This is a genomic window from Sphingopyxis sp. (genome assembly GCF_050725615.1).
Lineage (GTDB): Bacteria > Pseudomonadota > Alphaproteobacteria > Sphingomonadales > Sphingomonadaceae > Sphingopyxis.
Genome location: NZ_JBOHHU010000002.1, coordinates 23,293 through 34,740, shown reverse-complemented (window position 1 = coordinate 34,740; position 11,448 = coordinate 23,293). Strand labels below are relative to the sequence as shown.

At 65.7% G+C, this 11,448-nt stretch carries 9 protein-coding genes; 8 read left to right on the top strand and 1 reads right to left on the bottom strand.

All coding sequences use genetic code 11. The annotated features are described in order from the left end of the window. Window positions 1-8 precede the first annotated feature (8 nt). The 3 genes from ACREB7_RS00725 (at window position 9) to ACREB7_RS00715 (ending at window position 4,543) form a co-directional block, all read left to right on the top strand. Window positions 9-215 carry a DUF2093 domain-containing protein gene (locus ACREB7_RS00725; RefSeq protein ID WP_431590386.1) on the top strand — a complete coding sequence of 69 codons (207 nt, stop codon included), beginning with the start codon at window positions 9-11 and terminating at the stop codon, window positions 213-215. Further along, the gene (locus ACREB7_RS00720) at window positions 212-1,165 is read left to right on the top strand and encodes a M23 family metallopeptidase (protein WP_431590385.1); all 954 of its coding nucleotides are present in this window, start codon (window positions 212-214) and stop codon (window positions 1,163-1,165) included. The genes ACREB7_RS00725 and ACREB7_RS00720 overlap by 4 nt, the downstream gene beginning before the upstream one ends. 237 nt (window positions 1,166-1,402) lie before the next feature. Then, the gene (locus tag ACREB7_RS00715; RefSeq protein WP_431590384.1) at window positions 1,403-4,543 is read left to right on the top strand and encodes a TonB-dependent receptor domain-containing protein; all 3,141 of its coding nucleotides are present in this window, start codon (window positions 1,403-1,405) and stop codon (window positions 4,541-4,543) included. A gap of 108 nt (window positions 4,544-4,651) precedes the next feature. On the opposite strand, the gene ACREB7_RS00710 is transcribed toward ACREB7_RS00715, so the two are convergent. Next, window positions 4,652-5,674, bottom strand: a complete 1,023-nt coding sequence (locus ACREB7_RS00710) for a hypothetical protein (RefSeq protein WP_431590383.1) — start codon at window positions 5,672-5,674, stop codon at window positions 4,652-4,654. Window positions 5,675-5,717: 43 nt separating this feature from the next. Here ACREB7_RS00710 and ACREB7_RS00705 point away from each other — a divergent pair, with 43 nt between their 5' ends. The 5 genes from ACREB7_RS00705 to ACREB7_RS00685 all read left to right on the top strand — a co-directional run bounded on the left by ACREB7_RS00705 (window position 5,718) and on the right by ACREB7_RS00685 (window position 11,439). After that, the gene (locus tag ACREB7_RS00705) at window positions 5,718-6,902 is read left to right on the top strand and encodes an aspartyl/asparaginyl beta-hydroxylase domain-containing protein (protein WP_431590382.1); all 1,185 of its coding nucleotides are present in this window, start codon (window positions 5,718-5,720) and stop codon (window positions 6,900-6,902) included. A gap of 118 nt (window positions 6,903-7,020) precedes the next feature. After that, complete coding sequence (locus tag ACREB7_RS00700; protein WP_431590381.1) at window positions 7,021-7,353, top strand: hypothetical protein; 333 nt, start codon at window positions 7,021-7,023, stop codon at window positions 7,351-7,353. Window positions 7,354-7,378: 25 nt separating this feature from the next. Continuing rightward, a complete protein-coding gene (locus tag ACREB7_RS00695; protein WP_431590380.1) occupies window positions 7,379-7,735 on the top strand; it encodes a hypothetical protein in 357 nt (118 codons plus the stop codon). 35 nt (window positions 7,736-7,770) lie between these two features. After that, a complete protein-coding gene (locus tag ACREB7_RS00690) occupies window positions 7,771-8,103 on the top strand; it encodes a hypothetical protein (protein ID WP_431590451.1) in 333 nt (110 codons plus the stop codon). 282 nt (window positions 8,104-8,385) lie between these two features. Next, window positions 8,386-11,439, top strand: coding sequence for a TonB-dependent receptor plug domain-containing protein (locus ACREB7_RS00685; protein WP_431590379.1), 3,054 nt, complete (start codon window positions 8,386-8,388; stop codon window positions 11,437-11,439). The last annotated feature ends 9 nt before the right edge of the window (window positions 11,440-11,448 follow it).

The window sequence follows — 11,448 nt, the reverse complement described above, 5'->3', positions numbered from 1 at the left end:
ATTCCGCCATGTTGATCGCCAGCCGCAACCGCCTCGCCCGCCTGCAGTTCGGGCCCAATGGTTTTCGCGTGCTGTCGCCCGGTGACCATGTGCTGTGCGCGGTCACCGGCGTGCCGATCGGGCTCGATGAGCTGCGCTACTGGTCGGTCGCGCGGCAGGAGCCCTATGCGAGCGCGGCGATTTCGGTGCAGGCGGCGCTCGACCACCCGGCATGAAGCGCGCAAGGGCCCGGGCGCGCTATGGCGCCGCGCTGCCGCTGTTGATCATCGCCGGAAGCTGCGTCCCCGCCGCGAGCGAACCGGCCCCGCGTCCGTCCCCGGCTGCGGCCGCACCGGCGGCGCAACCCAGGCCGCCGGTCGCCAGCCCGAGCCCGCCGCAGCGCGCCGATTTCATCCTGCGCGGCGCCGCCGAGCAAGGCGCGGCGCTGGTCGGACAGGCGCCGAGCGGGGTCACGATGCTGACGCTCGATGGCCAGCCGATTCCGACCGACGACGACGGCACTTTCCTGATCGCCTTCGACCGCGACGCGGCGACCAGCGCGCAGCTCGTCGCGACCCTCGCCGACGGGCGGACGATCGAACGCGCGCTGACCGTCGCGCCCGGCAATTGGCGCATCGAATATATCAACGCGCCCTATCGCGGCGGCGCATCGAGCGACGCCGACTTCGAACGCCGCCGTCCCGCCGAACTGGCGCAGATCGCCGCCGCGCGCCGCACCGATCACGCATCGGACGGCTGGCGCCAGCGCTTCATCTGGCCGGTGACCGGGCGGCGGTCGGGCTTTTTCGGATCGCAGCGCGTCTATCAGGGCAAGCCGGGCAGCTATCACAGCGGCGCCGACATCGCGGTGCCCGCCGGCACGCCCTTTGTGGCGCCCGCCGACGGCGTCGTTGTGCTGGCGGCCGCGTCGCCCTTCACGCTCGAGGGCAATTTGCTGATCGTCGATCATGGCATGGGGCTCAACAGCGCCTTTCTCCACTGTCAGCGGCTCGATGTGAAGGTGGGCGACCGCGTCGTGCAGGGACAGGTGCTGGGCGCGGTCGGCCAGACCGGTCGCGCGACGGGTCCGCATATGCACTGGGGCATGAAATGGCGCGACGGGCGGCTCGATCCCGGCAAGCTGGCCGGGCCGATGACGAACGGAAGCGCGCGCCCGAATTCGTAACCGACGTAACTTTATGTCGCGTAACATGCTGCGTCGCACACAGAATTTCGCGCGCTCTCAAGGCTGTTGCAAATACGTCACAATGGCCGGTGAAACCACCGGAAGACCCGGGAATTTCCTTTACTCCACCTGAATGAGGGATCATCCCGCACGCTATCGGGGCATTCTGTGTGCTGGCGTTTCGCCTGCGCTATGGGGGTCCGGGTATCTTATCCATCAGTAGCAAGGGACTGCACTGTGAAGAAAACCCAATATTCGAAGCTGAAACTGGGCGCCGCACCGCTGGTGCTGAGCGTTGCGCTCGTTTCGGCCCCTGCCTTTGCGCAGGACGCAGAAGAAGGTGCGACGACCGAATCGGAAATCGTCGTCACCGGTACGCTGATCCGCAACCCCAACCTGGAACAGTCGACCCCGGTCAACGTCACCACGTCGGACACGATCGAACTGAAGCAGTCGAACACCGCTGAAGAAGTTCTGCGCGAACTGCCGGGCGTCGTCGCCAACATCGGTTCGGCCGTCAACAACGGCAACGGCGGCGCTTCCTACGTCGATCTTCGTGGCCTCGGCTCGATCCGCAACATCGTCCTGCTGAACGGCAACCGCGTTGCTCCGTCGGACGTCAACGGCCGCGTCGACCTTAACAACATCCCGCTGGCCCTGATCGAGCGCGTCGACGCGCTGACCGGCGCCGCCGTGACCACCTATGGCGCCGACGCCATCACCGGCGTTGTCAACTTCATCACCAAGCGCGATTTCGCCGGTTTCGAAATGACCGCTTCGGAACAGATCACCGAACAGGGCGACGGCAACGTCTTCCGCGTCGACGCCACCATCGGCGCGAACTTCGACGATGGCCGCGGCAACGCGGTGCTGAGCATCGGTTACCAGCAGGCCGACCCCGTCTATCAGGGGGCACGTCCCTTCTCGAACAATACGCTCGACAGCTATTCGAACACCTTCCTGGGTTCGGGCACCTCGGTTCCGTCGCGCTTCTCGGGCACCCGTCCGCTTGCCGGCAACGCGCCGAACACGATCGCGCAGTACACCCAGACCGGGACTGCTGCCGACGGCACGCCGATCCTGGCGCTGACCCCGGGCGGCGCAGCCAATGGCGGCGTGCGTCAGGTGAACGGCGCCGGCCAGGCGGTTGGCACCTTCGCGACCTACAACTTCAACCCGTTCAACATTTTCCAGACGCCGTTCGAACGCTTCAACATCTATGGCCAGGCCAATTATGAAGTGTCCGATGCGGTCGAGGTCTATACGCGCGGCATGTTCTCGAAGCAGACCGTTTCGACGATCATCGCGCCGTCGGGCTCGTTCGGCGGCACCGTTACGGTCAACCTGAACAACCCCAATCTTCCGGCCGCGATCCGCAACCAGTTCTGCGCCTTCAACACGGCGCCGGTGGTTAACGGTGTGAATGCCGCTGGCGCTGCGGTTTCGGGGCAGACGGCCTATACGCCGCGCTTTACCCCGGCGGAGTGCGCCGCAGCGGCGACCGCGACCGGCCGTGCCGACCCGAACTATCGCGAAGTCACGGTCACGCTGAACCGTCGTACCCCGGAAGTCGGGCCGCGTATCAGCGACTATCAGACCACCTTCTTTGACTATCGCGTTGGCGCCCGTGGCGGCATCACCGACTCGATCGACTGGAACATCGAAGGCGCCTATGGCGAATCGGAGAATATCCAGACGATCAAGGGCTACACGTTGCAGTCGCGCTTCCGCGAAGCGTCGCTGTCGAACGATGGCGTGACCTGCCAGAGCGGCAACGCGGATTGCGTTCCGGTCAACCTGTTCGGCCCCGAAGGCTCGATCACGCCGGCGGCGGCGTCCTACCTGTCGGCGAACAGCACGTCGACCAACCGGACCTCGCTGGCCCAGGCTCGCGCGATCATCTCGGGCGACCTCGGCTTCACGTCGCCGGGCGCTGTCCAGCCGATCGGTTTCGCGGTCGGTGGCGAATATCGCAAGTATCGCGCGCAGCAGGCGTCGGATCTTCTCGCCAAGACGCCGGGTGAACTCGGTGGCGCCGGCGGCGCGGCTCCGGACATCGACGGCCAGTATGACGTCTATGAAGCCTATGCCGAAATCGTCGCACCGCTGATCGAGGACAAGCCGTTCTTCGAAAGCCTGACCCTCGAAGCTGGCATCCGCTATTCGGATTACAGCGTCCAGGGCGGCAGCGGTTACAACACCACGACCTGGAAGGCCGGCGGCAGCTGGGAGCCGGGCGCGGGCGTGAAGTTCCGTGGTAACTACAGCCGCGCTGTTCGTGCGCCGAACATCGGTGAACTGTTCACCCCGCAGACGGTCGGCCTGACCAACCTCGGCACCGATCCCTGCGCCGGTAACAACCCGACGACCAACGCCAACCTGCGCGCCGTTTGTATCGCACAGGGCGCTCCGGCCGGAACGATCGGTTCGATCACCAACCCGACCGCAGCACAGGCCAACATCACCGTTGGCGGCAACCTGAACCTGCAGCCGGAAAAGGCCGACACCTGGACGCTCGGCGTCGTGTGGCAGCCCGAATTCCTGCCGCGCTTCAACCTGTCGCTCGACTATTACAACATCAAGATCAACGACGTGCTCGGCACGCCGCTGCCGGACGATATCATCGGGGCTTGCTTCGACAATCTCTCGGCTGCGAGCGCGACCAACCCGGCATGTCTTTCGATCCGTCGTAACCCGATCACCGGCGGCCTCGACGGCGATCCGGCGACGACCGGTGGCCTGTTCGGCACCACGAACAACCAGGGCCGCCTGTACACCGACGGTTTCGACCTGTTGATGAACTACAATGCCGATCTCGGCTTTGGCAGCCTCGACTGGTCGTTCGTCGGCAACTGGACGCGTCACTCGAAGTTCAAGGCGAATGCGGCCGATCCGAACGGTCTGAACCGCGAATGCGTCGGCTACTACAGCGTGAACTGCTCGTTCACGGGCTCGATCCAGCCCGAGTTCCAGTTCTCGAACCGCTTCACCCTCGGCCTCGACAAGGTTGACGTGTCGCTGCTGTGGCGCTGGATGGACGGCGTTCAGTTCGAACCCGAACAGCTCGCCAACGACATTGCGGCGGCGCAGGGTGCTCCGGCAGACTGTCCGAACCCGACCACGACCGACGATGGCGGTTGCGTCGTCGATCCGCAGTTCCGCAAGATCAAGGCTGCGCACTATTTCGACCTGACGACGCGTTTCAACGTCAGCGAGAATCTGGTGTTCACCCTGACCGTGCAGAACCTGCTCGACAAGAAGCCGCCGCTTCTTGGCAACACGATCGGTTCGACCACCTACAACAGCGGCAACACCTTCCCGTCGACCTACGACGCGCTGGGCCGCCGCTATGCGGTGTCGGCGAAGCTGAAGTTCTAGTCTTCTTCAGCCAAGCACGAGAATCGGGGGCGGACAGCAATGTCCGCCCCTTTTTCTTTGTCTGCGGTAAGGGGCGCGAAGTGGCGGTTGGGGGTGACGCTGGCGGCGTCAGGCGATCGTCAGCGCGCGGGGCAAGGTCAGCGGGATGGCGGCCTGCTCGGCCACGGCCGCGGCCCAGCCGGCGACCTGTTCGATCTCGTCGCCATAGGCCGCCTCCGCCGCGGCGAGGTCGCGCTGGCGCTCGCCCGGGGCGAATGCGGCGCCCGACTTGCTGTTGCGCGCGAGCGCCGGGTGAGCGGCAATATGCGCCGCGTCCGCCGCCAGTCCGAAATGACGGGCCGCTGCGAACACCGCTGCGGCGGGATCGGCGGTCAGCGTTTCGCTGTCGAGCGTCGCGATGCGATCGGGCGCCCACGCCGCGAGCGCCGCAAAAGCCTGTTGCTGCGCGAGCCAGCCGACCGCCGCGACCTGAAGATCCGACTGGCGGAAATAGTCGCGCGGTTCAAAGCCGAGCTGGACAAAGCCGTCGGCGAGATAGGATTCGAGCAGTTCGCGGCACCACAGCCGGCACCACATCCCCTTGCGCGCCACCGACAGCAGGAAGGGGCGGAGCGGCGCGTATAGCAAGATCGCGCGCGCGTCGGGGCGGAGCGTCAACGCTCCCCGCGCCAGCGGGTTGAAGATGTTCGACGGCTTCACCACCACCGCATCGCCGGGATCGAAACCGCGCCCGAGAAGCGCCAGCGCATCGTGCATCACCCGCCCATGCGCGCGCGGGTCGGCGCCGCGCCGGCGCCAGCCGACCATGTCGTTGAGCAGCACGGGTTCCGACAGGCTCGTCGCCACGCCGGGCCGGTCGAGCGCCTGGGCCAGCATCGTCGAGGCACAATAGGCCGAATGGAAGAGGAAATGCAGCGGCCGCGGTGCGGGCAGGGCCGCGACGCAATCCGCCCGGCGAACGATCATCGGGGTGCCGGGGCCGCCGAGATGCTCGTCGGTCAGAAAGGGAACCGCCGCGCGGACGTCGCGTCCGACGGCGCGCAGATGGAAGCTGTCGTGCCCCGGATCATAGCGATGCGCGAGCCATTCGGCGTCGCTCAACATTGTGCGAAGGGCGGCCGAAACGGTCATCGAACGACCTTGCCGATTGCGCCCGTCGATGGCAAGCATGGGCATGACCAATGGTGCCCCGCCTCCCGCCGCCGCCGAAGCCAACCGACAGGGACTCGCGGCGCTGCAAGCGGGAGATGCCGCGAACGCAGCGCGCCATTTCGCCGCCGCGACGACCCATGACCCCCGCTCGGGCGCGCTGCAGCGCAATCTGGCGTCGGCTTGGCGCGCGCTTGGCGACGATAGCGCCGAACTCGCGGCGCTCGACGCGGCGCTGGCGCTCGACCGCCGCGACCTGATGGCATGGATCCGCAAGGCCGAGCGCCATGAAGCGCGCGGTGAACAGGGCGCGGCGCTCGGCGCATGGAGCGCGGCGACCGCGCTCGGCGGACAGCTCGATCCGATGCCGCCGCCGCTCGCGCCGTTGCTCGCCCATGGACAGGCTTTCATCGCGGGCGCGACCGATACGCTATATGCTGCCGCGACGGCGGCGCTCGCGCCGATGCGCGGCGAACTGAACGAAACCGAGGCGCGGCGCGGCGACGCCTTTGTCGCCAACGCGCTGGGCCGGCGGCAAATCTATCGCAACGAATGCGCCGGGCTCTATTACCCCTTCCTGCCCGCCGACGAATTTTTCGACCGCCACCATTTTTCGTGGATGCCCGACATCGAGGCGCAAACCGACGCGATCCGCAGCGAGCTCCTGGCGTTGCTCGACGATCCCGGCGACGCGTTGCGCCCCTATGTCCGGATGGACGCCGGCACCCCGGCCTCGATCTGGTCGCCGCTCGACAACCGGCTCGATTGGGGCGCCTGTTTCCTGTGGGAATATGGCGAACCGAACCAGGCGGTGCTTGAACGTTGCCCGGCGACGGCGGCGGCGCTGGGCGCGGTGCCCGGCGCCCATATTCCGGGCCGGTCGCCGAGCGCCTTTTTCTCGCTGCTCAAACCGCACACCCGCATTCCCCCGCACACCGGGGTGACCAACACGCGCGCGATCGTCCACCTGCCGCTGATCGTGCCGCCGGGCTGCGGCTTTCGCGTCGGCGGCGAGACGCAGATGTGGGAGGAAGGCAAGGCCTTCGTCTTCGACGACACGATCGAGCATGAAGCGTGGAACGACAGCGATACCCTGCGCGCGGTGCTGATCTTCGACGTCTGGAACCCGCATCTCAGCCCGAATGAGCAAGCGCTGTTAACCCGCTATTTCGCCGCTGCGGACGCGACCGGCTTTGCGATCCCGCGCTGAGCGGCGCCGGGCGGCAGGTGTTTGTCCTTGCCCGAAATTCCGCTTGGCGAAGCGGCCCGCGCCGATTTATGATGCGCCATTGATGCCGCCGGCTGGCCCGGCGACAAGGAGGATTGTCATGCGTAAATATTGGACCGCGCTGGTCGCCGTATCGCTGGTCGCCGCGCCCGCCGCCTTTGCCGCCGAAGAGGCCGCCACCGACCGCGCGCCGCCGACCAAAAGGCCGTCGGAAATGACGCCGACCGAGATCAAGGCGTATAATGTCGGGCTGGCGCAGACCCATCCCTATTATATCAAATGCCGCAAGACGCTCGAGATCGGCTCGCTGGTGAAAAAGAACCGCGTTTGCTACACCAACGAACAATGGAAGGACGTGAACGCGAAGGGCAACCAAAATGCCCGCGACACGGCCGAAGCGATGACGAGCAAGGCGGCAGGCGGGTCGAACTGACGGATAGGGATCGGGGGAGGTGACGATGCGTGCTGTTTCTGCCATCCTGATGCTGGCCGTCGCCGGGGCGCCGCTGGCCGCCTCGGCCGACGAGGCCATGCCGCTGGCGCGCGCGCCGTCGGACATGACCGGCGCCGAAATCGATGCGCATAATCAGGGCCTCGCCTTTGCCGACCCCAATTATATCAAATGCCGCAAGATCGAAGAAGTCGGATCGTTGGTGAAGAAGATCCGCGTGTGCAACACCAATGCGCAGTGGCGGCAGATCACCGACAAGGGCAATCAGGATGCCCGCGATTCGATGGAAACGCTGGCGCGCGGCTGGACCAATTCGCGCGAGATCGCAGAAGATGTGGGCCCGCAGATCATCCGCCCGCAGTGAAAGCCGCGCCGCATTGAGGGAAAAGGGCCGTGACGATGTTGAAGATGATGTTCGCGCTGGCGCTCATGGGATCGACCGCGGCAGCGGCGTCCGACGCGGCGTCCGACGCGGCCGCCGATCGGGCGCCGCCGACACGGATGCCGTCGGAAATGACGCCGACCGAGATTAAGGCCTATAATGTGGGGCTGGCGCTGACCCATCCCTATTATATCAAGTGCCGCAAGACGCTCGAAATCGGCTCGCTGGTGAAGAAGAACCGTGTCTGCCATACCAATGAGCAGTGGAAGAAAGTGTGGGCGACCGAAAATCAGGACGCCCGCGACACCGCCGAAGCGATGACGCGCGCGCCGGTCAATCACAGCAATTAAAGGATCCGGCGGGAACGCGCCGCGCCTGACCGCCCGCTCGCGCCCGCCATCCGTCGATTCGTCGAAGCGCGACGCCATTTGGCCGGTCGCCGCTTGTCTCACCGTGCCGATCCTTCATCTTTGGTGGGCATCGGGCTTCGCTGAACTGACAGAAAATTAAGGATAATCCCGGTCGCGCACAGCGGGGTGGATCGTGCCGGACGACGCGCGCGCAGGCTTTGGCGCGCGGCCCTCGCCAACATGACTCCCCCCTATTTGATGTCAAATAAGGGAGCCCCGTCGATGAAAAACCTTGTGGTTTTGACCAGCCTGCGCCTTGGCGCGGCGCCGCTGGTCCTGGGGCTGGCGCTCTGCACCAATCCTGCTTTTGCGCAGGACGCGCCCGGCGAAGCGGTCGCGGCCGACGACACGGCGACCGGCGAGGGCGATGCGATTGTGGTCACGGGGTCACGCATCGCGCGCCCCGAGGCCGATTCGCCCAACCCGGTGACCTCGATCGGCAGCGAGACGATCCGGCAATCGGGGCTCACCAACCTCACCGACCTGCTCGTCCAGAATCCGGCGTTGCTCGGGTCGAGCACGACGGCCGACGCCGGCGGGTCGACCGCGCTGTTCGGCGGCGTCGGTGTGAACCTGCTCAACCTGCGCAACCTCGGCACCGAGCGCACGCTGGTGCTCGTCAACGGCCGCCGCCATATTTCGGGTATCACCGGCACCGCGTCGGTCGATATCAACACCATCCCCAATGCGCTGATCGAGCGCATCGATGTGCTGACCGGCGGCGTGTCGGCGGTGTACGGCGCCGACGGCGTCTCGGGCGTCGTCAACTTCGTGCTCAAGCGCGACTTTGAGGGCGTCGACGCGCGGTTCCAGAGCGGCCTCTCGTCGCGCGGCGATGCGAACAACATCTATGGCTCTTTGACCGTCGGGACCAATTTCGCCGAAGATCGCGGCAATATCGCGCTGTCCTACGAATATAACCGCGACGACCGCGTGCCCGCCGATGCGCGCAAGACGGGGCGCAACCTCGGGCTGTTCAGCTTTCGTCAGAATCTCGCGGACTATCCGGTCGACAATCCGGCCATCATCGACCGCATCCTCTATAATGATGTCCGCTATGCCGACAGCGCCCCGGGCGGCGCGGTCGATGTCGATATCGACTTCGCGCCGGACTTTACCGGCGCCGGCAAAGCCTATGATCGCGGCACCGCGCTTCCGGGCTCCGGCGGGGTGGTGCAGGGCGGCGACAGTACGCCGATCGCGGGCTATCAGGGCGACCTCCAGCCCCGGACCGAAAAGCATAATCTCAACCTGCTCGGCAGCTATGCGTTCAGCGACGCGCTGCGCCTCTTCGTCGAGGGCAAATATGTGAAGACGAAGAATTTCTCCTTCGCGCAGCCGTCGTTCGATTTCTTCACGACGATCCAGGCCGACAATCCGTTCATTCCGGCGAATATCGCGGCGCTGGTCGTGCCCAACGCCCTCAACAGCGAGATCGGGTTTCCCGATGGCTTCCTGCCCGACGGCGTGCTGGTGTCGCGCGACAATTTCGACATGGGGGTGCGCGGCCAATATGCCGAGCGCGACACCTGGCGCGGTGTGATAGGCTTCGACGGGCGGCTCACCGACAATCTCACCTATGAGCTGAGCTATGTCTATGGCCAGACCAGGACGGACTTCCTGAACAGCAACTACCGGCTGCGCGACCGCTATTTTGCCGCGATCGATGCGGTCGACCAGGGCGCGTTCACGACCGGGACGCCGAACGGCCATATCGTCTGCCGCTCGACGCTCGATCCGACCGCGCCGCTGCGCGATCCGAACGGCTTCATAATCGGCGCCAACACCACCCCGATCACCTTCACCCCGGGCGCAAACAGCGGCTGCGTGCCGCTCAACGTCTTTGGCGAGGGTTCGCCGAGCCAGGCCGCGCTCGAATGGGTGAACGTCGACCTCGCCAACCGCGTCAAAGTGCAGCAGCATGTCGTCAGCGCCTCGATCTCGGGCGACACCGGCGCGAACTTCGAGCTGCCCGGCGGTCCGATCGGTTTCGCGCTGGGCGCCGAATATCGCAAGGAAAAGTCGAACTTCGTCCCCGACGCCTTCCTCGTTCAGGACGCGCTCGCCGACCTCGCGCCGCAATTCCCCGAGACGGGCAGCTTCGACGTCAAGGAGGTGTTCGCCGAGCTCAACATCCCGGTGCTGCGCGGCGTACCCTTCGCCGACATCCTGCAATTCGGCGCGGCGATCCGCCTGTCGGACTATTCGACCGTCGGCGGCACGACGACGTGGAAGGTCGACGCCACCTGGGGGCCGGTGCGCGACATAAGGTTCCGCGGGACCTATTCGGAGGCGGTGCGCGCGCCGAACCTTACCGAATTGTTCGCGCCGCAGAACGGGACCTTCGCGTTCATCGACGACCCGTGCGATCCCACCAACCTCGCCGAGGGCACCTCGTTCCGCGTCGCCAATTGCAATGCGACGCTGACCGCGCTCGGCATCGATCCGGCGACCTTCCATCCGGTCAACAGTCCGCAGGCGACGGCGTCGCTGCCGGGGCGCACGATCGGTACGCCCTTCCTCGACGAGGAAATAGCGAAAACCTGGACGGCGGGAGTGGTGTTGCGGCCGCGCTTCGTTCCGGGGCTGGTCGCGACCTTCGACTGGTACGACATCAGAATCGCCAACGCGATCACCACCGCGACCGCGCAGGACCTGACCGACGCGTGCGTCGACCAGCCGACGCTCGACAACCAGTTCTGCGACCTGATCACCCGCGACCCGACCACCGGTTTCGTTTCGGACTATCTGCTGCGGCCGCTCAACGTGTCGCAGTTCACGACGTCGGGCGCCGACTTCACGATCAACTATGGCTTCCGGCCGAGCGACAGCCTTGGCCAGTTCAATGTGCGGCTCGCCGGCGGCTATCTCGACAGCCTGACCTTCATCTCGACCCCTAGGGCAGAGGTCGACAACGACCGGACCGAGGCGTTCGCGCCGAAGTGGAACGGCACGCTCGACATCACCTGGGTGAAGGACAATTGGTCGCTCAATTACGGCGTCAATTATTTCAGCAAGACGCGGCGCTTCACCACCGAGCAGATCGAGGCCAACCCCGATCTCGTCGATCCGAAGTACATCTTCTACCGCGAGAAATGGGAGCATGACGTCCAGCTCGGCTTCAAGACCGACGACGAGCGCTTCCAATTCTATGCCGGGGTGAACAACATCTTCGGGCGCGATCCCGACGTCGGCGAGCTCAACTATCCGTCGAGTTTCCGCGGGCGTTATGTCTATGCGGGGGTGAAGGTGAACCTCGCGAGCCTGGGCCTCTAGGGCCGGTCT

What these genes read in the sequence shown, in the direction of transcription:
- ACREB7_RS00725 (WP_431590386.1), top strand. Translation starts at nt 9, where the DNA reads ATGTTGATCGCCAGCCGCAACCGCCTCGCCCGCCTGCAGTTCGGGCCC.
- ACREB7_RS00720 (WP_431590385.1), top strand. Translation starts at nt 212, where the DNA reads ATGAAGCGCGCAAGGGCCCGGGCGCGCTATGGCGCCGCGCTGCCGCTG.
- ACREB7_RS00710 (WP_431590383.1), bottom strand. Translation starts at nt 5,674, where the DNA reads ATGACCGTTTCGGCCGCCCTTCGCACAATGTTGAGCGACGCCGAATGG.
- ACREB7_RS00705 (WP_431590382.1), top strand. Translation starts at nt 5,718, where the DNA reads ATGACCAATGGTGCCCCGCCTCCCGCCGCCGCCGAAGCCAACCGACAG.
- ACREB7_RS00700 (WP_431590381.1), top strand. Translation starts at nt 7,021, where the DNA reads ATGCGTAAATATTGGACCGCGCTGGTCGCCGTATCGCTGGTCGCCGCG.
- ACREB7_RS00695 (WP_431590380.1), top strand. Translation starts at nt 7,379, where the DNA reads ATGCGTGCTGTTTCTGCCATCCTGATGCTGGCCGTCGCCGGGGCGCCG.
- ACREB7_RS00690 (WP_431590451.1), top strand. Translation starts at nt 7,771, where the DNA reads ATGTTGAAGATGATGTTCGCGCTGGCGCTCATGGGATCGACCGCGGCA.
- ACREB7_RS00685 (WP_431590379.1), top strand. Translation starts at nt 8,386, where the DNA reads ATGAAAAACCTTGTGGTTTTGACCAGCCTGCGCCTTGGCGCGGCGCCG.